Source organism: Ignavibacteria bacterium (assembly GCA_036262055.1).
Lineage (GTDB): Bacteria > Bacteroidota > Ignavibacteria > Tepidaquicellales > Tepidaquicellaceae > DATAJP01.
On sequence record DATAJP010000003.1, the window covers coordinates 880,276 to 905,373 of the forward strand.

Sequence of the window (25,098 nt, forward strand, 5' to 3'; positions counted from 1 at the left end):
ATAATTAATTTTCTACCGATTTCTGTTGGATTTGAAAATCAAAGAAACTATCAGCAAAGGTATATCTTAACCAAATTTATCAAATGAAGCTTTTTTAATTTTAGATGTTTTTCCTCTGGTTTCTACTTGTACTTGTTGAGGAAATTTACCCTCCCAAGCGTCTGGAATTATATTGTACATTCCATCAGATTTAGCGAAAAAAGGTCCTTCTATAATTTGTTTTTGAACGTTATGGAGAAATAAAATATCGCTTTTTTTCACTTGTTTTACATAATCTTTCATATTAGTTGTTTGACCGAATAAATTTCTTCTTAAACATTCACCATATGTTTTATCACTACATCTAAAAATAAAATAGTTAGCCATTATTTATATATTTAATTAAAGATTGCTAAAAAACAGGAGAGAAGAAATTAAGAATTTTGGATAGTCTTTGGTAAGACAGACATTCTTGTCTGTCCCGACAGGCAGAAATGCCTGTCGTACTTTCAATACACCTACTATTTTATTCTTAAAAAATTTATATTTACTGACGAAAAAAAGTGAGACATGCGAAAAATAATCTACATTATTGTTCTGGCATTTGTATTCGGATTTGGAAGCCCGATTGTTTCCGAGCTTATTAATACAAAACAGGACATTTCCGCACAAAGCAAACCGCGTAAGAAAAAATCTTCAAAAGGTCGCAAGACCATCAAAGTCAAAAGCTACAAAAAGAAAAACGGAACGAGAGTGAAGTCCTATAAAAGAAAAGCTCCAAAGAAAAAGAGGAAGTGAACTTATTTATTTTTTTCTTCCATTAAACCCATAATAAGTCTTTCATAATCTTCAGCATTCTCCAAATTCTTTGCTTTAGCAAGTCTCAGATATTTTATTGCTTCATCATAATTTCTCAACTCTTCATATAAAACAGCCAAATTTATATAAGGCAAATAAACACCCTCAGCCATATGCTGAACCGCTTCCTTTAAATATTTCTCCGCGTTTTTGTAATCTTTTTGCTCGGTTAAAATTACTCCTAATAAGTTTAACGAATTGGCTTCTTTATCATCTAATGCTAAAGATTTTTTTAAATACTTGATTGAATTTACAGTATCATTTTCCTCATAATAACTGAAAGCCAGTGCATAAAATCCGAAAGGATCCATATAAGTAGAATCAATCTTCTCAACCTGCTTGAAATATTTTATCGCACTTAAATAATTATCAATATAATAATATGAGAAGCCCATATAATATTTTGTTTCGGCATCATTATTCTCATCTTTATCATAAATACGAAAGTCCTTTATGGCTTCTTCAAACTTGCTCATTGAATAATTAATTTTTCCTTTTAAGAAATAAAAGCCGATAGTTTCTTTTTCAAGTTCAATAGCCTTTTCAATATTGGATAAAGCATTGAGATAACTTTCCTCATCATAACTTAATTGTGCCTGCCAATAATATGCTGAAACATTCCTGGGGTTTACTCTTTTCAGGGTTTCTATGTCATTTTGCAAGCTGTCAATCATACCGTTTGAATAATACAAAAGACTTCTGAGAGCAAGTGTTTGTTCCAAACCCGGATTGATTGTTAAAGCCCTATTAACATCGTTCATTACGCTATCTACCGGATAAATTTCAAACCTATATGCAGCTCTAGTGCCGTATGCAGTATCATTAGGATTAATTTCAACTGCTTTATCGAAATCTCTGAATGCAGAAACAGTATCACCAGATTCAAAAAGTGTAACGGCTCTTCCTAAATAAGCACCATAATTTTCTTTAACCTCTAAAGATTTATTGTAACTTTCTAATGATTTCTCATATATTTTGTTTACTCTATAGTGTTTACCAAGTTTTCTATAAAGTTCATAATTATCAGGAGAATTTAAGATACTATCAAGAAGTTCCTTTTCTCTTTCTTCAAAGCTTAAAGAATCAGATAGACCCAAGCTATCTCCAACAGATATTAAAGAGAAAAATCCAATTATAAAGAAATAAATTATGTATTTAGTCATAATTCTGGCGCATAAAAAATTAAAATAACATTATATTCTTTTTATATCTACTCCCAACTCTGTGAATTTTTGGTCGATGTCTTCGTAGCCGCGGTCTATGTACATTGTGTTATTTAATATTGATTCGCCTTTGGCAATTGCGCCGGCGATGAGGTAAGAAAAGCCCGCACGCAAATCAGGAATGTCGATTTCAGCAGCTTTGAGTTTGGTTGGACCTTTCACAACTGCGGAGTGAAAATAATTAGTGTTTACGAATCTGCATGGCGATGCCCCAAGACAGGTATCATAAAGCTCAATCTCAGCACCCATTTTATTGAGAGCATCGACATAACCGAACCTCTGCTCATAAACTGTTTCGTGAACGATGGAAATTCCCTCTGCTTGCGTGAGTAAAATCACAAACGGCTGCTGCCAGTCGGTCATGAATCCCGGATGAACGTTTGTTTCAATTGTAACAGCTTTCAGCTTTCCGTCATAAAAAAATCTGATACCATTGTCATCGATTTCATACTTCCCGCCGACACGCCTTATTGAATTTAAAAAAGTAATCAAATCATCCTGTAAGGCATTCTCGACATACACATCACCCTTCGATGCAATGCCCGCGCATGCAAAAGATGCTGCTTGATTTCTATCTGGAATGACCGAATGCACTGCACCATTAAGCTTATCGACACCTTCGATTGTAATTTTTCTATCAGTGCTCAGCTCGATGATAGCTCCCATCTTCTGCAAAAATTTTATAAGGTCAATGATTTCCGGCTCGACTGCTGCGTTCGTTATAATAGTTCTGCCTTTTGCAAGCGTGCTTGCAATTATGATATTTTCAGTTGCGCCGACGCTCGGATAATCGAGATGTATGTTTGCGCCTTTAAGTCCGTCGGTTTGCAAAATAAAATAATCACCCTTTATTTCTACATTTGCTCCAAGCTGTTTCAGTCCTTCGATGTGAAAATTAACGGGACGTGAGCCGATTTTACATCCGCCGGGAATCGGAATCTCCGCTTTCCCTGTTCGAAGAAGCAACGGTCCTGCAAGAAGAACCGCAATGCGGTTGAGATTGCCGAGCTCCTCGGGAACGTGATGAGTTTTTATCTTTGCTGTTTTTGTTTTAAGAGTATCACCGATGAGAGAAATCTCGCTTCCGAGAATCTCACAGATTTTTTTTGTGATGATAATGTCGCTGATTTTATTCGGCGAGTTATGAAGTATGCATTCTTTATCTGTCAAAAGCGAAGCAACAAGCAGTTTAGTCGCAGAGTTTTTTGCACCGCTGACTTTTACTTTTCCGTTAAGCGGATTTCCGCCTTTGATTATGAATTTTGATTTGGTATCTGACATTTTTTATTTAGCCGCAAAGACACAAAGACGGAAAGAATAACACAAAATCACGAAATCACAAAAAAATATGATGCTTAAAATTTTTGTTTTTGTGCTTTTGTGTTTATAAAATCTTCGTCTTTGAGACTTTGCGGCAAGTTGAATTTTAATCTTTGAAGAATCCCATTGCACCGAATTTCTTAATACGGTTATCGAGAAGTTTATCTTTTTTAAGCTTTGAAACTGATTCAAGCTCTTCAAGCAAAGCGCTCTTCAGAATCTCGGCAGCTCTTTTATGGTCGCGGTGCGCACCACCTTCCGGTTCGGGAATAATTTTATCAATTACTCCAAGCTTTAGCAAATCTCCTGAGGTCAGCTTCAATGCTTCGGCTGCCTGCTCTTTGAAGTCCCAGCTGCGCCATAAAATAGATGAACATGATTCAGGTGAAATAACAGAATACCAGCAATACTGAAGCATTAATATTCTATCGCCAACACCAAGTCCAAGCGCACCGCCTGATGCGCCTTCGCCAATGACTGCTGCGATAATAGGAACCTGCAAGCGAGACATTTCAAAAAGATTTTTTGCAATTGCTTCCGCCTGTCCGCGTTCCTCGGCTTCAATTCCGGGATATGCACCGGGTGTATCGATTAAAGTAATGACCGGCTTATTAAATTTTTCTGCAAGCTTCATTAAGCGAAATGCTTTTCTGTAGCCCTCAGGATTTGGCATTCCGAAATTTCTATATAAGTTAGATTTCGTGTCACGACCCTTTTGCTGACCAATAATCATCACCTGCTTGCCGTCAAGCTCAGCAAATCCGCCGACGATTGACTTGTCATCACCGTAATACCTGTCACCGTGAAGCTCGACAAAGTTTTCCGTCATAAGAAAAATGTAATCCAGCGTGTATGGTCTTTCCGGGTGTCGAGCAAGCTGAACAATCTGCCATGGAGTAAGATTTTCAAAAATATTTTTTCTCAAATCATTAATCTTTTGCTCTAACTTGTTTATCTCGTTAGATATATCGAGCTGGTCTGACATCTTCCGCATTTCATCGATTTTTTTCTCAAGCTCGATAATTGGTTTTTCAAATTCTAAAATTGTCGCTGCCATTATATTGAACGCTGATTTACTCTGATTAGTTTATGACTTCTTTGAATTAAAATTAAACATTTATTTTCTTAAAGAAAAAATTGTCTTTAAAATAATTTCCGTATCAAGAGCTAAACTTTGGTTTTTTGCATAAAACACATTATAATTTTCCATTTCTTCACCGTTCATTCCTTCGTAATAATAAAGTTGAATCAGTCCCGTTAACCCTTTTTTGCCGGGATATTTATTTCCATTTGTGTCATACCAGACAGGATAACCAACAAAACTATATTTTCCGCTTAGAACCTGTGGTAAAAGAAGAATTTTTGAAGTTTGTTTTGATAAATCTTTTTTAAAAAGCTTATTCTTAATCCATATGAACGGATAAACCGTCAAAAGAAGTAAAAATGAAAGAATTATATCAAAAATTCTCTTTAAAAATATATTTATTTTATTATTAATATTATATTCAATTTCGATAAGCGAAATGCCGTCGATATTCCCTCGGATTCTCGAGAGAATCAAATCATTCCCCGAAGGCAAAATTTTAAATTCTACATTTTTATCCCTGAAAAACCACATAGTGCTCAGAATTTCCTGATTTGAAAAAGTATCATCGGTGAACACAACAAAGTTTATGTTATTGATTAAAATTATATCATTAAGCGATTCGATATTTGTATTAGAAGAAATTTCATTCAGATATAAAATATTGTATTTGTTGTGAAACTTATCTTCCAGATTTACAACGAGCTCTTTATTCCCGACAATTAACAAATTGGACTTATTAAGTAAAATATTTTTTGATTCAAAGAAATTTTTAATAATAAAAATTAACCTCCATCCGAATAATCCGATTAAAGATAAAACTGTGGACATCAGGATAACTTCTCTTGAGAAGGCGTATTCTTTAAAAAAGTATGTTATGGATGAATTGACAAAAAAACCAAAAATAATCGCAGTAAAAACTTTCAATAATGACAACCGGTTTTTTCTTATATAAACACCAAACAATGTCAGCAGGATTATCCAGATGACAACATAAACAGAAATGATAAATAAATACTGCTCGTTGGGAAAAATATGGAAGCGGTTATATACTGAAAAAATTAATGAGCCAAAAATTATTATTATATCCGCAAAAGTGCCAAGAAACTGAATAAAAATTCTTTTAATGTAAGACAGTAACGACCTGTAAAAAATTCCTATTCTTAATACAGGTGACAGCAAGCGCGAAAATCCTGTAAAATTTTTACGAACGAAAATACCCATAGCTCCGTAAAAATTATTTACATAAGATAAATTTGTTTTTTTAGTGCTTTCACCTTTGAGATGAATAGTAGTTACTTCAGGATAATAAAATATTTTATACCCTGCTTTGTTAATTCTATATGATAGGTCAAGGTCTTCACCATACATAAAATAATCTTCATCGAACAAGCCGACTTCATCGAGAACTTTTTTGGGAATAAACATAAATGCACCGCAGATTGCATCAACTTCGTAGGTTTTATTTTCATCGAGATAAGTCAGATTATACTTGCCGAATAATTTGCTGTTAGGAAACAATCTTGAAAGTCCGAGCATACGCGGAATTGCAACAGAAGGAGTGGGAAAGCTTCTCTTGCAGGCAGAGTCAAGCTTGCCGTTTGCAAGAATTAATTTTGATGTTACTGCTCCCGTATCTTTATGCTTTTCACAGAAAGCAATCATTTTTGTAAAAGTATTTTCTTCGAGAACAGTATCGGGATTAAGAATTAAAATATATTTTCCTGATGCCTGTTTAAGCGCAATGTTATTTGCTTTTGAAAAACCGATATTAGCATCAAGAGGAATGAGTATTACAGAAGGATATTTTTCACGAATCATTGAAACAGAACCGTCGATTGAATTGTTATCAACGACAAAAATCTCAGTATTCAATGCGGAATGCAGGCTCGCCTTATAAATTGAGGCAAGACAATTATCGATTAAATTTTTTACATTATAATTTACGATTACGACAGAAATATCAACCATTATCTAATTTAACTTATTAAATATAGACCTGAATTTTAATTTCCAAACCATAAAATATGCTTCGTAAACAACTTTTCTGGACATTTTTGAATGGCCTGCTCTTCTATCCACAAACAAAATCGGAACTTCGCAAATCTTTAATCCCTTTTTATGCATCTTAAATTTCATCTCAATCTGGAATGAATATCCATTAGATTTTATATTATCGAGATTGATTTGTTTTAATGCAGACACTTTATAACATACAAAACCCGCAGTTGTATCCATAACTTTCAAACCTGTTATCCAGCGTGTGTAAACATTTGCGAGATAGCTTAAGATTAACCTTCCGATAGGCCAGTTAAGAACAGAGATACCGTTCACATAGCGCGACCCAACGACAACATCATAACCTTCTTTAATCTTAGTTATAAAATCAGGAAGATATTTAGGGTCGTGAGAAAAATCCGCATCCATTTCAAAAACCAAATCATAGTTGTTCTTAATAGCATATTTAAATCCTGTTACATAAGCAGTACCTAACCCCATTTTTTTCTCGCGCTCTATTATATGAACTTTCGGATTATTCATATTTTTCACGAGTGACGCAGTTCCGTCAGGTGAATTATCGTCGATAACCAAAACATTAAAATCTTCACCGTTGGATTTATTTAATATCTCCGGAATCAGGTTTAAAATATTTTCAGACTCATTGTATGTCGGAATGATTACAAGAACTTTCAAAAATTATTGTCCTTTCAATAAAAGAATTATAATGATTGTATTAACAAGAATTTTAAAATCTAAACGCAAGCTCATGTTTTCGATATAAAAAAAATCGTAGTTAAGTTTTACGCGAACGTCGTCAAGTGACCTGTCGTATCTGTGTTTTACCTGAGCGAGTCCTGTTATGCCGGGTTTAATCGACATGCGCTTATAATAATACGGGATTTCCGCTTTTAGTTGTTCCACAAAATATGGTCTTTCAGGACGCGGACCAACCAGACTCATTTCATTTTTAAGAACATTGATTACCTGAGGAAATTCATCAAATCTCGCCCTGCGCATAATTCTGCCGATAGCTGTAACTCTCGGGTCGTTTATTGCTGCCCATTCCGGAAGTTCTTTTTCTGCATTATGATACATTGTTCTGAATTTTATCACTTTGAACAATCTGCCGTTTCTGCCGACTCTTTCCTGAATATATAAAACCGGACCTTTAGAGTTTATCTTAATCAACAAAGCAAATAATAAAAAGAACGGCATAAATAAAATTAATATAAGTATCGAAAGAAATATATCTATAAATCTTTTTACAAATCTCGATGCCGGAGACATAATTTCAGGCATCACTTCAATAAGCGGAACACCATAAATCTGATTTGTCTTTACCATTCCACTGACAATTTCATAAGTGTCCGGTAAAATTTTCAAATTAAGTTCCATCCCTGTGCAATATTTAATTATGTCGATAACTTTTTCTTTCTGATACGGCTCAACAGCAATCAGTATCTCACTGATATTATTTTTTTTTGAAACTTCAGGAATCTGTTCAATACTTCCAAGAACATTATTATCATTATTTTTTTCTACTGAAATATTTCCGATTACTTTATATCCAAGCTGGCGGTGAGTTTCAACTGTCTGGTTTAATTCAATCGCTCTAATGCCTGTTCCGACAATCAATGTATTTCTTAACCCGATTCCTTTTTCAAGAAGATTTCTCTGCAAACTGCGAATTACTATTCTTCCGGCTCCCGTGCAGATTACCATCAATAACCAATAAATCAATATAAAATATCTTGATATAGCCGGAGCATTTCTCATCATATCATCTATAAAAATAAAAAAGAACAAAATGAAACAGCCTAAGGAAACTGCTTTCACAACCGAAGAAAACTCATCAAACCTTGAACGGACAAACCAATATTGGTATAGCCCCATTATTGAAAAAATTATAAGCCAATAAATATAAACAACAAGCATAGGAATCAGAAATGCAGCAGTATTTGCAGATTTAAACCAGCCGGTTTCTACCCGTAAATAATAGTAAATTAACCAGGCGAGATTAATGAAGATAAAATCGGAAAAAAATAAGAAAAATTTTTCTTTAAATTTGGACACTTTTATTTACTAAATTCCAAAAACTACCTATTATTTGAGTTTATTCTCAAATAAATCATTAATAAATTATATACTTCGTTCAAAACAGCCAATTTTTATTATTTTTGCTATATTTTAGATAAATAATAAAATAACTTAAATGTTTAAAATGTTTAATGCTAAATTTATTAATTAAATTAAATAAGTTTATAAAATTCGGGGGAACTAAGTATCTCACCAAAAAGGTATCCCTGGCTTCTTATAATATAATTTATCAGATTCATAAAAATAATATCAAATTAGATACTATTATTGATGTTGGGGCTAACCGCGGACAATTTGCATTTGCATCAAAGATTTTTTATGAAAAAGCTGAGGTTTATTCCTTTGAGCCGACAAAATCGACTTTCGGTGAGTTAAATAAAACTATGACTGGCATATCGGGATTTCAATCTTTCAATATGGCTTTAGGGAGCGAAACCAAATCAATTGAGTTTATTGAATATGAAGATTCTCATATAAATTCGGTGCTTAAAAGTTTCGACAGCAAAGTTAAGGATAAATATAATGTTGACCTTACAACACTGGATACTCTTGTTGATAATGGCACGATAAAACTAAACGGTAGCATTTTACTCAAAATGGATGTTCAGGGATTTGAGCTTGAAGTTTTAAAAGGCAGTAAAAATTCTTTGAACAAAATAAATTACATACTCTCCGAAGTAAGTTTCAAAAAATATTATGAAAACCAAATTCTATATAACGATTTGGATTCATATTTAATTAACAATGGATTTAAACCTGTAAAGATGCTGGATTTTTTATTGGACAACGGTGAACTTTCACAGTTGGATGTATTGTATGCAAAATCATAAGATATAACGATTAAACGATATGAAAAAAATTTGTTTCTTTGCCAATCATATACTTACCAAAAATCATTATAAGACTTCCGATTACTATACCAACGACATAAAAATTTTTAAAGAACTCGGATATGAAGTTGTAATTTGTGAAAGCGCAAAACAAATTCCTGATGACGTTGATTTATATTTTATCTGGTGGTGGTCTTCGGGTATAATCGCTTTAAGACATGCAAAGAAATTCAAGAAGCCAACAATAATGATTGGCAATCTGCATTATACCGATCCGTCAACTCAGGGATATTTTGCACGACCTTTTTATATCCGCACAATGATAAAGTACTGTTTGCGCAATTCCGATTTGCAGATTGCAACATCAAAAATTGAGTTTGAAGGAATTAAAACTCTAAAAGCTAAAAACCCGATTTATTTATATCATTGCATCGATGAAACGAAATATTCGCATAACAGATTGGACAGGCAAAACTACCTTTTTACGGTTACGCATTTGACAGAAGTTAATGTAGAGCGAAAAAAGGTAAAAGAAATTATAAAAGCATTTAATTTGCTCAAAGATGAGTTCCCTGATTTAAAGCTTAAAATTGCAGGCGGAACAGACGATAAAGGTTATTTAGGTGTGAAACAAATTGTCGATAATTTGAATATAAATGACCGAGTCGAATTTTTGGGCAGAATTCCCGATTCCGAGAAGATTGAACACTATAAAAACTGTAAAATTTATGTTCAACCGACAGATTTTGAAGGATTTGGAATGGCAATTGCAGAAAGTATGCTTTGTGGAGCCCCTGTCGTAACCAGCCCGAATGGGGCAGTTCCCGAAGTTACAGGTGATTTGGCTGTCATGGTTGATGCAAATAACATTGATGAAATTGCAACCGGAATACGAAAATTGATGAATGATGAAGGATTGTATAAAAAATTAAATTCAGAAGGTCCTAAAAGGATAAAAGAGCTTTTTTCATATAATGTTCGCAAGGAAAAGATTAAGCAAATACTTGAGAAGTTTATATAAGAATGTCATTCCCGCTTTCGCGGGAATGACATAATTCGTCATTAAAATCAGTCTTGACTTAAATGCGTATATTGAAAATATTAGTTAAAATTAAATAGGAGCTTATAAGATTTAGGATACCGTTTGCTAAGTTAAAAGAAAAGAAAAATGAAATATAAATTAATTATTTCAGCGTTAGTTGTAACGTTTCTATTTAATGTAAAACCTGAAGCACGAGCTCAGGATAAATATGCAGGTGAGTTTCTTGCAATAGGTGTTGGCGGAAGACCTCTCGGAATGGGAGGAGCATATGTTGCACTTGTTAATGATGTAACAGCCGGTTACTGGAATCCTGCATCACTCTCCAAAATAAATTACCCGCAATTTTCATTGATGCACGACGAAAGATTCGGAAGTCTTGTTAATTATGACTACGGCTCTGTCGGTATTCCTTTTGGAAAGGAAGCGTCACTTGGTCTGAGCGTTATCAGAATGGGTATTGATGACATTCCTGATACACGCGAAGCGTTAATCGATTTAAACGGAAACGGTGTTCTTGATCCGGGTGAGCGTCTTGACCCTGACAAAATTAAACATTTCAGCACAACCGATTATGCGTTTTATGTTACTTATGCGAAAAGACATTCTGATGCATTTTCATACGGAGCAAACTTGAAAGTAATCAGAAGAAATATTGCCGAAGAATCGGCATGGGGTCTTGGTCTTGATGTTGGTTTCTCTTACAATCCTTTCGGTAGATTTTATCTCGGCGCCAATTTACAGGACTTAACTACTACATATCTCTCATGGTCAACAGGAAAAAAGGAGCTAATTAAGCCGACTGCGAAAATCGGAACTGCATATCAGTTTGATTTTCTTAGCGGTGTTATAACTCCGGCACTGGATTTCGACGTTAGATTTGAAAACAGACAGGAATCTGCGAATGCGCACTTAGGTCCAGTATCATTCGATATGCACGCTGGTATTGAATATACATTCAAAAATTTATTCAGCATCAGAACGGGGTATAATGACCTGGGGAATTTAACTTTAGGAGCAGGTGTCCAGCTTCCTAAAATCAATATCGATTACTCATTTGCAAAGTTTGACGGCACGGAAGATTTAGGAAACACACACAGAATTTCATTAACATTTACTTTAGAAGAAGAAAAATTCCAGAGACATTAAGAGTTAATAAAATAATTTTTAATTGAGTTTAAAAACGCCTTGTTAATAATTAAATTAACAAGGCGTTTTTATTTTACATACATAATGAAAAAAATAGGGATAGCAATTCACGGCGGCGCAGGGACAATTTTAAAATCTGCAATGACCGATGAAAAGGAAAAACAATATACAGAAGGTCTCAATAACAGTCTGATTACAGGATGGAGAATTCTGGAGCAAGGAGGAAGTGCTCTTGATGCGGTAACCGCTTCAGTGATTGAACTCGAGAATAATCCTTTATTTAATGCAGGCAAAGGTTCAGTTTATACAAATGATGAAAAACACGAAATGGATGCTACGATTATGGATGGGAAAAATCTCGAAGCCGGAGCTGTATGCGGAGTTACAAATGTCAAAAATCCGATTTTACTTGCAAGAGCAGTAATGGAAAAAAGTGAGTTTGTTATGATGAGCACTAAGGGAGCAGACGAATTTGCAAAGCTTAACAATATTGAATTTGCATCAGATGAATATTTTCATACCGAACATCGCTATAAACAGCTTCAAAAAGCAAAAGAATCAGGCAAAGCGTTTTTAGATCATACGTTAGAAAAGGATATGAAAAAAGGAACAGTCGGGGCTGTGGCAGTTGATGCAAACGGCAATCTCGCATCGGCTACTTCAACAGGCGGAATGACAAACAAAAAATACGGAAGAATCGGTGACACTGCAATAATCGGTGCCGGAACTTATGCGGACAATAAAACCTGCGCAGTTTCATGCACGGGAACAGGCGAATATTTTATGAGAACTGTTGCTGCTTATCGCGTTGCCGCTTTAATGGAGTATAAAAAACTATCTTTGAAAGAAGCAGCGGATGAATATATTTTTAAAATATTAACCGGCATAGATGGTGATGGCGGGTTAATTGCAATCGATACAGATTGCAATATTGTTATGCCGTTTAATAGCGAAGGGATGTATCGGGGCTTTGTAAAAACCGGACAGGAAGTAGAAATAAAAATTTATAAATAACTTAAGGGAATCTTCGCTTAGCTCAGAATGACAAAGAGTTATAAATTCGGTATATCAGTCTGGTCAACGTTAACCGTATTCAGCTTATCTCTATATTCATTAACCATCTTTATCACTTCAGTAGTCTTATCAGGGAATATCACAACTAAATCACCTTTCTTTGCTTTCTTCAAAGCATAATTAATGGCTTCAACTTCATCTTCTATTATTTTAACCGGTATTTTAGGAGCTACTTCCTCAATTCCTTTCATCAATAACATTGGAATTTCTCCGTGTTCTCTTCCTCTCAGGTCTTTATCTTCTTTTATAATGATTTCAGTAAACATTTTACCAATAAGTCTACCCATAGATATTATATCATCATCTCTTCTGTCTCCTGTTCCTGCATATAAACATACTTTATTTTTATTATCAAGCTTTGCAATGAACTTGCTGAGCGCTTCCATTCCCGCAGGATTATGTGCATAGTCAATAAGCACCTGGAAGTTACCAATATCTATCAAGTTTAATCTTCCCGGTGTTTGGGATGTCGACGGCATAAATGAATTTAATCCGAATTTTATATCTTCAATTGTTACATTGCGCAAAATATAAGATGCAAGAGTTGCAGCAAGAACATTCTGGATCATGAAAGCAGCTTTACCTTCAAACGTGATAGGAATGTTAATTACTTTATCGACACGAATTCTCCATTGACCTTTAATTAACGTTATCCAGTTATTTTCAAGTATGCAGGCAATGCCCCCGTTCTTTGTATGTTCAATGACGTCTTGATTATTCTCATCCATGCTAAAAAGTGCAACATTGCATTTAAGCTCATCACGCATTGCAAGAACAAGCTTATCGTCTGCATTAAGAACGGCATAACCTTCTTTAACGACTGAAGCAGGAATAACCGATTTTACGCGTGCCATATCCTCAAGATCGTTAATGTCTTTAAGTCCAAGGTGATCTGCAGTCACATTCAGGACAACACCAACATTACAGCTATCAAAACCGAGACCTGCGCGTAAAATTCCTCCGCGGGCGGATTCAAGCACAGCAATTTCTACTGCAGGGTCGCGCAAAACAAGCTGTGCGGACCATGGTCCTGTGTTATCACCCGGTTCCACCATGCGGTTTCCGATATAAACCCCTTCTGTAGTCGTGAAACCTACTGTGTAACCTATGTTTTTTAATATGTGCGCAATTAATCTTGTTGTTGTTGTCTTTCCGTTTGTTCCCGTAACAGCAATTATAGGAACTCGTGAAGCTCTTCCCGGCGGGAAAAGCATACTCAATACAGGATCTGCAACGTTTCTTGCATGACCTTCAGAAGGCGCAAGGTGCATGCGAAATCCCGGAGCTGCATTGACTTCAACTATTCCGCCTCCATTTTCGATTAGAGGTGTTGAAATATCAGGCGCAATTATATCTATGCCCGCGATATCAAGACCGATTATTTTTGCAATTCTTTCAAACATAAAAATATTATCCGGATGAACTTCATCGGTTCTGTCAATGGCAGTTCCGCCTGTTGAAAGATTTGCAGTTGATTTCAGATAACATATTTCACCATCTTTCAGAATTGTTTCAAGTGAGTAACCTTTGAATTCAAGAATTCTTAATGTCTGATGATCAATAGTTATCTGTGTTAAAATTTTTTCATGACCATATCCCCGCCTTGGGTCAGCGTTTTCTTTTGCAATTAAATCTTTAATTGATAATTTACCATCGCCGCTTACATAAGCCGGAGTTCTTTCCGCTACTGAAACCAGTTTATAATTAATCACAAGCGCGCGAAAATCTTTCCCGCTCAGAAATCGCTCTATGATAATAGAATCTGAATGTCTCTTTGCTGATTTAAAAGCTGTCTTAGCATCTTCAAGATTGCCGACATTAACTGTGATTCCCTTTCCATGATTAGAGTCAAGGGGTTTTATTACAACGGGAAATCCGATGTTTTCAATTATATCGGACAGTTCCGATTCATTTCTGATTTTATAACCCTTGGGTACCGGCACTCCCATATTATCAAGGATTTTTTTTGTTGCTTCTTTATTACAGGCAAGATCAACGGCTATCTGGCTTGTGTTTCCTGTTATCGTTGCCTGAATTCTTTGCTGATGAATTCCATAACCAAGCTGGACAAGCGAATCATTGCTTAAACGTATATATGGAATTCCTCTCGAGACTGCTTCATTAACAATCGAACCTGTGCTTGGTCCGAAGCGAACATCTTCTCTGATTTCACGAAGCTTCTGAATATCATTTTTTAAAACATCATTGATGTCTTTAACAGGCTTTCCTTCAGCAATCAATTCAAATAATTTCACTGATGCCTCTGCAGTATATTTTCCTGCCGCTTCTTCAACGTAACTAAAAACAACATTATAAACACCCTTCTTTGCAGTTTCACGTGTTCTGCCAAATCCCGTATCCATCCCTGCGAGAGTCTGCATTTCAAGGGCAATATGTTCAATCACATGACCTGCCCAAGTTCCTTCTTCTACGCGCTTAAAAAAACCTCCTTCTTCATCGTAACTGCATCTGTGAGAATAAAGCGAAGGCATCACTTCTTTAAGAGTTTCTAGAAATTGCGGTATTTCATTGGTTGGTTTTTGCTCATAATCTCCAATATCAAGAACCATCTGGATAATTTTATGACGTGTGATACTCCAGAAGTTTGGTCCTCTCAGGGCTCTGATTTCTAAAATTTTCATAAGTAACTGTTACAATTTTTATTAAAGCTGATAATAAATCAGACTGTTTTTGGAGGGTCTGTGTGTATTAATATTAAAATTGACTGAATTGTTCAGCACATGGATTTTTAAACCTATGACTGCAAACGGCTGATGTTCATCTACTTCCGATATGGTATTGAACGTAACATCTTTACCGTCTATGATTGTCACCGTCCCGCTTCCTAAAACTTCAAGGTCGCCATTGGGATTTATATGTATAGCGGTATTTTCATCAATACCTATTCCGAGATTTTTAGGATTATAACTAACTGCAGTAATCAATCTGTTTATCCGCGCACGTTGTGTGAAATGCTGGTCTATGATTATGTTTTCCAGAATTCCCAGACCCGGCGTTATTCTTATTGTATCCTGGGAAGGAGTATCTTTCGGCTCGCCTCTTGTTATCATATATGCGCTTATGCTTGCCGCACCTGCGCTTGAGCCGGCTATGGTAAGTCCATGATGAATTTTTTCTTTAAGAAGTTTTTCAAATTCAGTTCCGCCAAGTATGGTGCTGAGACGCAGCTGGTCGCCGCCTGTAAGAAAAACTCCCGTTACTCCATCAAGAATTTTTTTTGCGTTAACTTTTCTTACTTGCTCGGCAGAAGTTTTATAAAATATATTAACGTTTTTAACACCGAAATTTTTAAAAATTGTTTTATAGATATTTGCAGCAACTTCAGGGAAGTCGGAGGCAATTGGGATGATTAAAATCGATGCATTTGAAGCGCCTGTGAGATGATAAAATCTTTTGAGAATATGCATTTCATTAAGCTTATCCTCGGCACCGCCTATTATCAGAATATTTCCGCCTTTAAATCCGTTCTTTGTTTTTCTTAACGCTGTCTTTTTCTTAGTTGATTTCGTTTTTGCCATTTATACAATTAAGTTAATCACATTTTCTAATTACTTGCTCAGTTGCATAGTTAATGGGAACCATTACTTTTGGAATCCTTATAATCTGAAACGGCTGTGTCAAAACATCCGTTGTCACACAATTATGACCGGGAGTTACTTCATCAATTTTCACCATTATCATAGTCTCATACATCTCAACAGATTTTACCGAAATAGAACTCCCGCCATTGGGATATTGACCGTAAAAAACGCCTATTACCATCTGATTGTTGAAATTCACATCAGGAAGCGGGGGTTTCTCAGAAAAGTTTACGTACACCCTGTCCCACATTTTCTGAAAATCAGCCTTGTTGGTTATTTTTAATCGTTCTTTTTCTTCATAACCACTATTGCCTCCGGATGCAAGAACGGTAAATCCGATTTTTTCTCTTTGCATGGAAGATGAACAACTCTGAACAATAAAAATCACTGTAATAATAAAAACAAAATTTAATGTTTTATACAAAATCACCATATTTTGTCGTGGCTAATTCTTTTAATGCCTGCTCGCCCTGCTCTTTATTCGGCGGAACGCCATGCCATTTATAATTATCTTCCATAAATGAAACCCCTTTGCCCATGAAAGTTTTTGCAATAATTACTTTAGGCATTCCTTTGAATTCTTTTGCTTCTTTTAATGTATCAATAACTTCCTGCATGTTATGACCGTCGATTTCATAAACCTTCCAGTTGAACGCAGCAAACTTATCTGCAATCGGGTCTAAGTTCAGAACATTCTGAACACGATTATCAATCTGACAATCATTTTTATCTATTATATAAGTGATATTATCAATCTTATGATGAGCAGCAGTCATTACTGCTTCCCAGATTTGTCCTTCCTGCAGCTCACCATCCCCGCTCACGCAATAAACATAATTTGGTTTTTTATCCAGACGTAAAGCAAGCGCTGCACCAACTGCAATTGAAAGACCCTGTCCCAGTGAGCCCGATGCAATCTCAACTCCGGGAAGTCCGTGAGTTTTCAATGGCGCAGGGTGTCCCTGTAATCTTCCATTGATTTGTCGCAATGTTTTCATTTCCTCAAGCGGATAGAAACCTCTTCTTGCAAGAGTTGCATACCAAACGGGTGCAATGTGTCCGATTGATAAAAAGAAGTAATCTCTCTCAGATGAATAGGGTTCTTTTTCATTTAAGTTCATCTCGCTGAAATATAATGCAGTAAAAATATCAGCCATATCAAGCGGACCGCCTGAATGCCCTGACTGAGAAATTAAGAGCATATTTATTATGTCGCGTCTTATCTGACGAGCCATTTCATTCAATTCATCAACGGATTTTAATTTGGGATTGGTATTCATTTAATGATTATTTGATGATAATTAGTATTATTTATTAAGTTTTTGCTTTATTAATTCAACAACCGGCTGAACGTGCTTCAATAATATAATTAAACAAATTGAGGAACTTAAGATAAATAGAAATTCTATAGTGAGCTTAATGCTGCCAATTTCCCCAGAGCCATAAGTAAACTTATAGAAAAAATTCTGAGCAATGAGTAAAGGAAAAGGCATCAGAAAAGATGCGACGACATTTCCTATATGGACATTTTTTTTAATTCTCGTAGTAATGACAAAAATGAGACACCATACTATCACTAATAAAAAATTTATTACTAAAAAAATCCCCGCAGCAGTTGCTAAGCCGCGTCCGCCTTTGAATTTCAGGAATATTGAGTAATTATGTCCGAGAACGATTAAAGAAAGAGGTAATATAATTAAAGGTAAACTTAATATCAGAACTTCAGTTAATATCAGAGTAGGAATACACCCCTTAAGAAAATCTAACAAAAAAACACTTATTCCGGTTGCTTTGGATTTAGTAACTTCAAACGTATTCATTGCACCGACATTTCCGCTGCCAAGTTCAGCTATAATGAGCTTATGTTTTTTTTTAACAAGAATGTGCGCAAACGGGATTGCGCCAATCAGATAACAAAGAACACAAATTAAAATATAATTAAGAACAACGTCAGTAGTCATCAATATTAACACGAATGGGATTCCCGTTTTCACGGGAATGACTTCTCACAGAGAGAATTTATTAATTCACTTCAAGAGGACGAGCAACAATAATCCCTGTTTGCTTTTTATTGCCCGCAAGATATTCTTTTAATTCAACATCGGTAATCATAACTTCTTTTGTTTTAATGTTCGCGTGCATAAATTTTGTCCTGCCGTTTTCATCTTTGTAAATGAAACCCGTATGAGTTACATCAAGTCCGCCGATATCAGTTGTCGTTGCAATGATGTCACCTGTTTGCAGCTTATCATAATAATTATCGACTTCACCTTTTGGAATATAATACAGGTCTCTTGCATTCATTAAATTCTCAAATATTTGCATCTGCTGAACAGCTTCAGGGTTATTTTCGAGTTGTTTATATGAACCAACGTGAGTAGTCATAAAATCAATGTTCTTTTTATAAGGAACACCCCCGATTTCCTGAGTGATGTCTTTCACAACTCCTTTTTGCTGGTTGTCATAAATCCAGTCGGTAAAATAATGAAGTCGAGATGGATAACCGTCCATTACACCATTCCTGTAACGAATATATTCAAGTTCTTTTTTGTAATCCTCAAAGCTTGATTGCCCTTTTTTTATCATTCGTGACATCACAAGTGCATTTTCGACAAACGTTACGCAGTCAAGCCCTGTAACATACACAACCAAATTTTCTTTGTTATTTTTATCAAGAGTTCCTGCTACATACTCAGTTCCTAAAAAAACTTTTCCGACTTCAGCAATCACAGCATCAATGGGCTGAGTTTTTAAACTCATATCCAATTTTGCGAGAATTTTTTTGCACTTCATATCTTCATAATCATCATATAAATTACTTTGAGGCAATAACCGGAAGGAATTCAGCAAAACAAATCCCAAAAGAAGTGCTGTTAAAAGAAAGAATTTCTTAGACATAAATATTAATTTAAAAATTTAATAAAAATAAGAAATATATTATTTTGTTATAAGATAAAATAAAATACAAAATCAAAATAAATGACCAAAACAGCTTTAAAAGATGTTAAAATAAGACGCGCCGAACCGCATGATAAGGCAAATATTATCAAACTTATAATAGAGCTTGCTGAATTTGAAAAGCTTGAACCGCCAAATGAAGAAGCCCGGAAACGTCTTATAAAAGAAGCTTTCAGCTTAAATCCTTCTTTTGAAATTTTAGTGGCAGATAAAAAAGGCGGAATATTAGGATATGCATTTTATTTTTTTACTTTTTCTTCTTTTAAAGCTTTAAAAACTTTATATCTCGAAGATATTTTTGTAACTGAAAAATACCGAAGTGAAGGAATCGGAAAATTATTTTTAAAAGAATTGAAAGATATTGCCAAAAAAAATAAATGCGGAAGAATGGAGTGGTGCGTGCTGAACTGGAACGTCAATGCAATTGAATTTTATAACAAGCTTGGCGCAAAGCCAATGAATGAATGGACTTGGTACAGATTGGAACTTTAAAACGGTGCTTCGTCGTCTGCATCAGGCACAGGAATATTCACTTCAAGCGGTTCCCGCATAACAGGATTTTCAAATCTCGCAAACTCAGGCAAGAATACCAATCTTAAACTATCAACAGGACCGTTTCTGTTTTTTCCAATGATAATTTCAGCTCTGTGGAATTTTTCCAAATCTTCCTTTGCTGTAAAATCCAACTGACCTATTAAATTCATATAAGGTCTGTTAACAAACATAACAACGTCAGCATCCTGCTCGATAGAACCCGACTCCCTCAAATCGGAAAGCTGCGGAGTTTTTTCTTTTCCGCGCTGTTCAATGGAACGGTTAAGCTGCGCGCATGCAACAACAGGAATATCAAGCTCCTTCGCAAGTGCTTTTAATCCGCGCGAAACATAACCGACTTCGAGTTCGCGTCTTTCAACATCCGATGGTCCGCGGACAAGCTGTAAATAATCAACAACAAGAAGTTCAATGTCCTGCTCTTTTTTAAGACGGCGCGCTTTTGCCCGGATGTCTGTAATCGACATCAAGCTTGTGTCATCAATAAATATATCAGTATTTAAATTCGAAAAATAATTCTGAAGCTTGCGCCAGTCTTCCTGCGAAGATTTTCCGAGTTTTAAATTTTTTCCGTTGATGCGGGCTTCCGATGCAAGCAATCTGTACATTAACTCCCTGAATGACATCTCAAGAGAAAAAATTGCTACTTTCCTTTTGTGTTCTACTGCCGCATTGCGCGCGATGTTTATTGAAAGTGCTGTTTTACCGTGTGAAGGTCGTCCCGCAATAATGATTAATTCGGATTTTTGAAAGCCGCCAAGCGTCTCATCAAGCTTGTGATACCCTGTCGGCACTCCTGTTACTGTTTTATTTGCACGTCTGTCGGCAAGCTCTGCAATGATACTGCTGAGCTCATCTTTTACTAAAATAACTTTTTTCTTATTAAGTGTTGCGGAAACATCGAGAAACTGCTGGTCAGCTTCATCGAGAACCGTAAATGTATTAACTGTCGGGTCGAGACATTTCTCAATTATACCTGATGCGGTATGAATCAAGCTTCTCAAAAGAAATTTTTCGAGAACATACTGAGCGTGCTGTAAAGCATTTGCAGATGTTGAAGTAATTTCAGTAAGGTCAATTAAATATTCAACATCAACAGAATCATTTTTATCAATGCGTTTAAGTTCTTCCTTAATCGTATTAATATCCATTGGCTCTTTACGGCTGTCAAGATTAAGCATTGCCTGAAAAATGAGTCCATTCTTTTTATTGAAGAAATGTCTTGCTTCAAGAATCTGGCTAAGTTCGCCAAAAATCTGGTCATCAATCATAACAGCACCTAAAATTCTATGCTCAAGCTCTACGGAATTCGGAGCCCCTTTGCCGTGCTTCTCCCGGAATTCAATTTCATTGAATTCGTTTATTTCATTGAATCCATTCTTCATGTATTTCTTTTTCATAAATTCAGTTAGCCATTATTTTATCATATTCCTTTTTGAAAAGCTGAACGTCTTCCCATGTCGGTCTTTTCCAATTCGGATTTCGCAGCAATGCTGCAGGATGAAACGTAACGAGCAATGGAATGCCGTTATATGTATGAAATGAACCTCGCATTTTCCCGAGTGAATCTTTTGTTTTTAATAAAGTTTGTGCAGCAAATGTACCGACGCATAAAATCAGTTTTGGTTTTATTATATCGAGTTGCTTAATCAGATACGGCTCGCAAGCTTTTATTTCCTCAGGCAGCGGGTTTCTGTTTTCAGGCGGTCGTGATTTCAAAACATTACATATAAAAACCTCTTCCCTGTCAAAACCAACCGATGCCAAAATCTGAGTGAGAAGCTGTCCCGCTCTGCCGACAAAAGGTTTTCCCTGCTTATCCTCTTCCGCACCTGGTGCTTCGCCGACTACTACAACTTTTGCTTTTGGATTTCCTGTCCCGAAAACAAAGTTAGTTCTTGTTTTCCATAAATCGCATTTTTTGCATTCCTCAATCTTTTCCTTAAGCTCATCTAAAGTTTTTGCATTTTTCCAATCTTCATCACAAACTCGAATATTTGAAAAATCACTTTGCTTTTCGCTAATTACATCCGACATCTTTTCTTGTGAAGTTTCATCGTTTTGAGTGTATTGAGGAGTGTATTCGAATTTAGAATTTAAAAACTTTTCGTAACTCTCAACTTCCTTACTAAATATTAATAAATTTTTATCTTTAATGTAATTAAAATAATTTTCGATCTTGTTTAAAATATCGTTAGTCTCACTCATTTTTTCAAAAGTTTATCAAGTATTTTATTAGCAACTTCATATTTTGAACTCAAAGGAATGTCTGTAACGGATTTTTTATCGATTAGCTTTACTTTGTTGGTATCGTGACCGAATCCCGCGCCTTTTTCATTCGGGTTATTTAAAACTATGAAATCTAAATTCTTTTTTGTTAATTTTTCTTTCGCGTTTTTTAACTCGTTGTCGGTCTCAAGAGCAAACCCGACAAGCTTATATCCGTTTTTATGTTCTCCCAGATACTTCAATATATCAACCGATTTTTCAAATTCAAACGAAAACTTTTTATCCAAATTTTCTTTTTTGAGTTTTTTATTTATTGATGCAACAGGCTTTAAATCTTCAACAGCCGCGCTCATTATGACATAATCTATTTTTTTAAAATTAGATTTTACCGCATTGAACATTTCATCTGCAGACTTAACGTCAATTCTTTTAATATTTTCGGGAGAATTTAAGCTAACCGGACCTGTTATGAGCGTTACCTCAGCGCCGCGTTCCTGCGCCGCTCGGGCAATTTCGAAGCCCATCTTGCCTGTAGAGGGATTTGTTATATAACGGACGGCATCGATGTACTCGACAGTCGGACCGGCAGTTACCAGAACTTTTTTACCGGTTAAGTCTTTTTTTTTTGAGAGAAAATTCTGCGCTTCGTCGAAAATTGTCTGCGGTTCGGGCATTCTGCCGTAGCCGTAAAGACCGCTTGCAAGCTCGCCTTGCTCAGGCTGTAATACTTTGTAACCAAGCTCTTTAAGCTTTGAAATATTTTTCTGAATGACCTGATGTTTGAACATATCGTCATCCATAGAAGGTGCAATCATTATAGGGCAGCGTGAAGATAAAACAGTCGTAAGCAATAAATTGTCACTTATGCCTGTAACAATTTTCCCGATTGTATTGCATGTTGCAGGAGCGATGATGAATAAATCAGCCCATAGACCATAATTCACGTGAGAAGTTTTTGTATCGACTTTTTCGACTTTAGAAAAGTCTTCCGTTTCGGGAAATAAATTTATGAGAACTTCATTTTTGGAAAGCACTGAAAGCGTATAAGGAGAAACAAACTTTGTTGCAGACGGCGTCATTATTACTCTGACTTCAGCACCGGCTTTTATGAATAAGCGGACAAGCTCGCAGGTTTTATATGCAGCTATTCCGCCTGATATTCCTATAAGAATTTTTTTATTCTTCATTACAACACAATACAATAAAAATTTTTACAAATAAAAAAGGGACTTACGTCCCTGTTAAGATTTAAAAACCGCATTTGCGGAATTACTCGTCTCTGTATCTGAAATTCAACTCTTCATTCATAAACTCATCAGCTGCTTCCTGTGTCGGCTTTTCTCTTTTTTCAAACTCAAGAGAAATGTTCATCTTATCCTGATTCATAATTGTATCGTCTTCAGTTTCTTTTGCAATTATTGGTTCAAGACGCTGGTTTTGCTCCATCTTAATTTCATCATTGATTTGTCTTGCTCTTTTAGAAACAATGACAACACCTTCATAAACGTTATCAACGTCTTTCTCGAATTTATTAAGGTCTAATGTTTGTATTGACATAAATATATTTAGATTTCGTTCTGTGAATTATAAAATTAACTTTTTTTTATGAGAAATTCAAAAGCAATTTTTATGGATAATTATCTATTTTTACAATTATTTATAATCGCCTGAACCTGATGAACAGCATCATTAAGTTCTTTATTTACAATGATATAATCAAATTTGTCCGTTTTTGACATTTCCATATCAACCCGTTTCAATCTTTCTTCAATTTGCAATGAACTTTCAGTCTTTCGGTCAGTTAATCTTTGTTTGAGAGTACCCAGATCCGGCGGTTTTATGAAAATCGTTACTGCTTTATCATTATAAAATTTTTTCAGATTCAGCGCGCCGTTAACATCGATATCAAAAATGATATCTTTATTTTCTGCAATGGATTTATCAACAACCGATTTCAAAGTTCCGTAATAACAATTATTGTAAAGCTTTTCGTATTCAATAAGCTCGTTGTTCTTAATTTTATTTTCAAAATCTTCTTTTGATAAAAAATAATAATCCCGTCCGTCAACTTCGTTCTCCCTTTTTTCTCTGGTCGTCGCAGAAATCGAGAATTGAATGTCCGGATTATTTTTTAAAATTTCTTTTGTAATTGTTGTTTTGCCTGCGCCGGAAGGAGCAGATATTACATATAACATCTTTTCAAATTATAGTTATTAATGGTTTATTCAACATTTTGAAGCTGTTCGCGGATTTTCTCGAGCTCCTCTTTCATTACTGAAATTTTTTGCGATATTGAAGCATCAAGCGATTTAGAGCCCATCGTATTTATCTCACGGTTCATTTCCTGCAATAAAAAGTTCAGTCTTCTCCCTGCAAGCTCTTGAGAATCACAATATTCTCTGAAATATTTTATATGACTTTCGAGACGAATGCATTCTTCGGTTATATCAAGCTTATCAGCAAGCATTACAATTTCCATCTCAATGCGTTTTTCACTTACAAGAGTATTATCATTTAAAATCGAAATCACTTTTTTGAGAATCTTTTCTTTCTCTTCGTCAATATTCTGCTTAGAAAGATTTTTTATTTCTTCAGCTTCATTTTCTATGAACTCAAGACGCTTAAAAAAATCATTTTTTATGTAATCGCCCTCTTTCTTTTTCATTGTAAGAATATCATCGAGAGCCTTATTAAGCAAATCCAGAATAAACTTAAACTCATCTTCCTGAAGCGTATATTCTTCCTCAAGACCCATTATATCCGTAAAATGAAGAATGTGCTCTAATTTAATTTTTTCCTTAAGCCCTAAAGTTTTTTTAAGATTTTTTAGAAACTGAAAATAGTTTTTAACTGACTCATCGTTGAATTTCAGATGCGGGTCGTTTTCGGTCTCAGCGTTGATTGTTAAATTAATATTCAGCTTTCCTCTTGTGATTTTTTTCTTTACAACTTCTTTCAACTCAAAATCTTTCGATGAAAGATATTTAGGGTATTTAAAAAACAATTCAAGAAATCTGTTATTCACAGACCTAATCTCAACCGAATAAACCGATGTTCCTAATTTTTCTTCGGCTTTGCCGAAGCCTGTCATGCTTAAAATCAT

The 25,098-nt window shown here is 35.2% G+C and carries 25 protein-coding genes; 6 read left to right on the top strand and 19 right to left on the bottom strand.

Features of this window, described 5'->3' with window-relative positions:
* Positions 1-66 precede the first annotated feature (66 nt).
* Complete coding sequence (locus tag VHP32_10910) at positions 67-366, bottom strand: hypothetical protein (protein ID HEX2788405.1); 300 nt, start codon at positions 364-366, stop codon at positions 67-69.
* A gap of 183 nt (positions 367-549) precedes the next feature.
* On the opposite strand from VHP32_10910, the gene VHP32_10915 reads away from it, so the two are divergent.
* On the top strand, positions 550-777 hold the full coding sequence (locus VHP32_10915; protein HEX2788406.1) for a hypothetical protein: 228 nt from the start codon (positions 550-552) through the stop codon (positions 775-777).
* 2 nt (positions 778-779) lie between these two features.
* On the opposite strand, the gene VHP32_10920 is transcribed toward VHP32_10915, so the two are convergent.
* The 6 genes from VHP32_10920 to VHP32_10945 form a co-directional block, all read right to left on the bottom strand.
* Positions 780-2,000: a tetratricopeptide repeat protein gene (locus VHP32_10920; GenBank protein HEX2788407.1), complete on the bottom strand. Its 1,221-nt coding sequence runs from the start codon at positions 1,998-2,000 to the stop codon at positions 780-782.
* A gap of 30 nt (positions 2,001-2,030) precedes the next feature.
* The gene (murA, locus tag VHP32_10925; GenBank protein HEX2788408.1) at positions 2,031-3,341 is read right to left on the bottom strand and encodes a UDP-N-acetylglucosamine 1-carboxyvinyltransferase; all 1,311 of its coding nucleotides are present in this window, start codon (positions 3,339-3,341) and stop codon (positions 2,031-2,033) included.
* A gap of 145 nt (positions 3,342-3,486) precedes the next feature.
* Positions 3,487-4,437: an acetyl-CoA carboxylase carboxyltransferase subunit alpha gene (locus tag VHP32_10930; protein HEX2788409.1), complete on the bottom strand. Its 951-nt coding sequence runs from the start codon at positions 4,435-4,437 to the stop codon at positions 3,487-3,489.
* Between the two features lie 60 nt (positions 4,438-4,497).
* The gene (locus VHP32_10935; GenBank protein HEX2788410.1) at positions 4,498-6,435 is read right to left on the bottom strand and encodes a glycosyltransferase; all 1,938 of its coding nucleotides are present in this window, start codon (positions 6,433-6,435) and stop codon (positions 4,498-4,500) included.
* Positions 6,436-6,438: 3 nt separating this feature from the next.
* Complete coding sequence (locus tag VHP32_10940; GenBank protein HEX2788411.1) at positions 6,439-7,158, bottom strand: polyprenol monophosphomannose synthase; 720 nt, start codon at positions 7,156-7,158, stop codon at positions 6,439-6,441.
* Positions 7,159-7,161: 3 nt separating this feature from the next.
* Positions 7,162-8,538 carry a sugar transferase gene (locus VHP32_10945; protein ID HEX2788412.1) on the bottom strand — a complete coding sequence of 459 codons (1,377 nt, stop codon included), beginning with the start codon at positions 8,536-8,538 and terminating at the stop codon, positions 7,162-7,164.
* A 155-nt stretch (positions 8,539-8,693) separates the two neighbouring features.
* Between VHP32_10945 and VHP32_10950 the strand changes: the two genes are divergently transcribed.
* From VHP32_10950 to VHP32_10965, 4 genes are all read left to right on the top strand, one after another.
* Positions 8,694-9,392, top strand: coding sequence for an FkbM family methyltransferase (locus tag VHP32_10950; GenBank protein HEX2788413.1), 699 nt, complete (start codon positions 8,694-8,696; stop codon positions 9,390-9,392).
* A gap of 19 nt (positions 9,393-9,411) precedes the next feature.
* Complete coding sequence (locus VHP32_10955) at positions 9,412-10,413, top strand: glycosyltransferase family 4 protein (protein HEX2788414.1); 1,002 nt, start codon at positions 9,412-9,414, stop codon at positions 10,411-10,413.
* A gap of 147 nt (positions 10,414-10,560) precedes the next feature.
* The gene (locus VHP32_10960; protein HEX2788415.1) at positions 10,561-11,580 is read left to right on the top strand and encodes a PorV/PorQ family protein; all 1,020 of its coding nucleotides are present in this window, start codon (positions 10,561-10,563) and stop codon (positions 11,578-11,580) included.
* Between the two features lie 84 nt (positions 11,581-11,664).
* The gene (locus tag VHP32_10965; protein ID HEX2788416.1) at positions 11,665-12,594 is read left to right on the top strand and encodes an isoaspartyl peptidase/L-asparaginase; all 930 of its coding nucleotides are present in this window, start codon (positions 11,665-11,667) and stop codon (positions 12,592-12,594) included.
* A 38-nt stretch (positions 12,595-12,632) separates the two neighbouring features.
* Here the strand turns inward: VHP32_10965 and cphA are convergent, their stop codons facing one another.
* From cphA to VHP32_10995, 6 genes are read right to left on the bottom strand one after another with little or no spacing between them, the layout of a single operon-like run.
* On the bottom strand, positions 12,633-15,296 hold the full coding sequence (cphA, locus tag VHP32_10970) for a cyanophycin synthetase (GenBank protein HEX2788417.1): 2,664 nt from the start codon (positions 15,294-15,296) through the stop codon (positions 12,633-12,635).
* A 21-nt stretch (positions 15,297-15,317) separates the two neighbouring features.
* On the bottom strand, positions 15,318-16,193 hold the full coding sequence (locus VHP32_10975; GenBank protein HEX2788418.1) for a cyanophycinase: 876 nt from the start codon (positions 16,191-16,193) through the stop codon (positions 15,318-15,320).
* A 13-nt stretch (positions 16,194-16,206) separates the two neighbouring features.
* Complete coding sequence (locus VHP32_10980; GenBank protein ID HEX2788419.1) at positions 16,207-16,680, bottom strand: protease complex subunit PrcB family protein; 474 nt, start codon at positions 16,678-16,680, stop codon at positions 16,207-16,209.
* Positions 16,673-17,536, bottom strand: a complete 864-nt coding sequence (locus VHP32_10985) for a transketolase (protein ID HEX2788420.1) — start codon at positions 17,534-17,536, stop codon at positions 16,673-16,675. Before VHP32_10985 ends, VHP32_10980 begins: the two co-directional genes overlap by 8 nt.
* A 27-nt stretch (positions 17,537-17,563) precedes the next feature.
* Positions 17,564-18,250 (bottom strand): glycerol-3-phosphate acyltransferase, encoded by a 687-nt coding sequence (locus VHP32_10990; protein HEX2788421.1) that lies wholly within the window; start codon positions 18,248-18,250, stop codon positions 17,564-17,566.
* 28 nt (positions 18,251-18,278) lie between these two features.
* Positions 18,279-19,154: an N-acetylmuramoyl-L-alanine amidase-like domain-containing protein gene (locus VHP32_10995; protein HEX2788422.1), complete on the bottom strand. Its 876-nt coding sequence runs from the start codon at positions 19,152-19,154 to the stop codon at positions 18,279-18,281.
* Positions 19,155-19,235: 81 nt separating this feature from the next.
* Here VHP32_10995 and VHP32_11000 point away from each other — a divergent pair, with 81 nt between their 5' ends.
* On the top strand, positions 19,236-19,706 hold the full coding sequence (locus VHP32_11000) for a GNAT family N-acetyltransferase (GenBank protein HEX2788423.1): 471 nt from the start codon (positions 19,236-19,238) through the stop codon (positions 19,704-19,706).
* On the opposite strand, the gene dnaB is transcribed toward VHP32_11000, so the two are convergent.
* The 6 genes from dnaB to VHP32_11030 all read right to left on the bottom strand — a co-directional run bounded on the left by dnaB (position 19,703) and on the right by VHP32_11030 (position 25,098).
* Positions 19,703-21,166 (bottom strand): replicative DNA helicase, encoded by a 1,464-nt coding sequence (gene dnaB, locus VHP32_11005; protein HEX2788424.1) that lies wholly within the window; start codon positions 21,164-21,166, stop codon positions 19,703-19,705. The genes VHP32_11000 and dnaB overlap by 4 nt on opposite strands.
* A gap of 4 nt (positions 21,167-21,170) precedes the next feature.
* Positions 21,171-21,974 carry a uracil-DNA glycosylase gene (locus VHP32_11010; protein HEX2788425.1) on the bottom strand — a complete coding sequence of 268 codons (804 nt, stop codon included), beginning with the start codon at positions 21,972-21,974 and terminating at the stop codon, positions 21,171-21,173.
* On the bottom strand, positions 21,971-23,182 hold the full coding sequence (gene coaBC / locus VHP32_11015) for a bifunctional phosphopantothenoylcysteine decarboxylase/phosphopantothenate--cysteine ligase CoaBC (protein ID HEX2788426.1): 1,212 nt from the start codon (positions 23,180-23,182) through the stop codon (positions 21,971-21,973). The genes VHP32_11010 and coaBC overlap by 4 nt, the downstream gene beginning before the upstream one ends.
* 82 nt (positions 23,183-23,264) lie before the next feature.
* The gene (locus VHP32_11020; GenBank protein HEX2788427.1) at positions 23,265-23,552 is read right to left on the bottom strand and encodes a DNA-directed RNA polymerase subunit omega; all 288 of its coding nucleotides are present in this window, start codon (positions 23,550-23,552) and stop codon (positions 23,265-23,267) included.
* Positions 23,553-23,632: 80 nt separating this feature from the next.
* Positions 23,633-24,190: a guanylate kinase gene (gene gmk / locus VHP32_11025; GenBank protein ID HEX2788428.1), complete on the bottom strand. Its 558-nt coding sequence runs from the start codon at positions 24,188-24,190 to the stop codon at positions 23,633-23,635.
* Between the two features lie 26 nt (positions 24,191-24,216).
* Complete coding sequence (locus VHP32_11030) at positions 24,217-25,098, bottom strand: YicC/YloC family endoribonuclease (protein ID HEX2788429.1); 882 nt, start codon at positions 25,096-25,098, stop codon at positions 24,217-24,219.

Excerpts from the sequence above, each read along its gene's own strand:
- VHP32_10910 (HEX2788405.1), bottom strand. The coding sequence starts at position 366 with ATGGCTAACTATTTTATTTTTAGATGTAGTGATAAAACATATGGTGAA.
- VHP32_10915 (HEX2788406.1), top strand. The coding sequence starts at position 550 with ATGCGAAAAATAATCTACATTATTGTTCTGGCATTTGTATTCGGATTT.
- VHP32_10920 (HEX2788407.1), bottom strand. The coding sequence starts at position 2,000 with ATGACTAAATACATAATTTATTTCTTTATAATTGGATTTTTCTCTTTA.
- murA (HEX2788408.1), bottom strand. The coding sequence starts at position 3,341 with ATGTCAGATACCAAATCAAAATTCATAATCAAAGGCGGAAATCCGCTT.
- VHP32_10930 (HEX2788409.1), bottom strand. The coding sequence starts at position 4,437 with ATGGCAGCGACAATTTTAGAATTTGAAAAACCAATTATCGAGCTTGAG.
- VHP32_10935 (HEX2788410.1), bottom strand. The coding sequence starts at position 6,435 with ATGGTTGATATTTCTGTCGTAATCGTAAATTATAATGTAAAAAATTTA.
- VHP32_10950 (HEX2788413.1), top strand. The coding sequence starts at position 8,694 with ATGCTAAATTTATTAATTAAATTAAATAAGTTTATAAAATTCGGGGGA.
- VHP32_10955 (HEX2788414.1), top strand. The coding sequence starts at position 9,412 with ATGAAAAAAATTTGTTTCTTTGCCAATCATATACTTACCAAAAATCAT.
- VHP32_10960 (HEX2788415.1), top strand. The coding sequence starts at position 10,561 with ATGAAATATAAATTAATTATTTCAGCGTTAGTTGTAACGTTTCTATTT.
- VHP32_10965 (HEX2788416.1), top strand. The coding sequence starts at position 11,665 with ATGAAAAAAATAGGGATAGCAATTCACGGCGGCGCAGGGACAATTTTA.
- cphA (HEX2788417.1), bottom strand. The coding sequence starts at position 15,296 with ATGAAAATTTTAGAAATCAGAGCCCTGAGAGGACCAAACTTCTGGAGT.
- VHP32_10975 (HEX2788418.1), bottom strand. The coding sequence starts at position 16,193 with ATGGCAAAAACGAAATCAACTAAGAAAAAGACAGCGTTAAGAAAAACA.
- VHP32_10985 (HEX2788420.1), bottom strand. The coding sequence starts at position 17,536 with ATGAATACCAATCCCAAATTAAAATCCGTTGATGAATTGAATGAAATG.
- VHP32_10995 (HEX2788422.1), bottom strand. The coding sequence starts at position 19,154 with ATGTCTAAGAAATTCTTTCTTTTAACAGCACTTCTTTTGGGATTTGTT.
- VHP32_11000 (HEX2788423.1), top strand. The coding sequence starts at position 19,236 with ATGACCAAAACAGCTTTAAAAGATGTTAAAATAAGACGCGCCGAACCG.
- dnaB (HEX2788424.1), bottom strand. The coding sequence starts at position 21,166 with ATGAAAAAGAAATACATGAAGAATGGATTCAATGAAATAAACGAATTC.
- VHP32_11010 (HEX2788425.1), bottom strand. The coding sequence starts at position 21,974 with ATGAGTGAGACTAACGATATTTTAAACAAGATCGAAAATTATTTTAAT.
- coaBC (HEX2788426.1), bottom strand. The coding sequence starts at position 23,182 with ATGAAGAATAAAAAAATTCTTATAGGAATATCAGGCGGAATAGCTGCA.
- VHP32_11020 (HEX2788427.1), bottom strand. The coding sequence starts at position 23,552 with ATGTCAATACAAACATTAGACCTTAATAAATTCGAGAAAGACGTTGAT.
- gmk (HEX2788428.1), bottom strand. The coding sequence starts at position 24,190 with ATGTTATATGTAATATCTGCTCCTTCCGGCGCAGGCAAAACAACAATT.
- VHP32_11030 (HEX2788429.1), bottom strand. The coding sequence starts at position 25,098 with ATGATTTTAAGCATGACAGGCTTCGGCAAAGCCGAAGAAAAATTAGGA.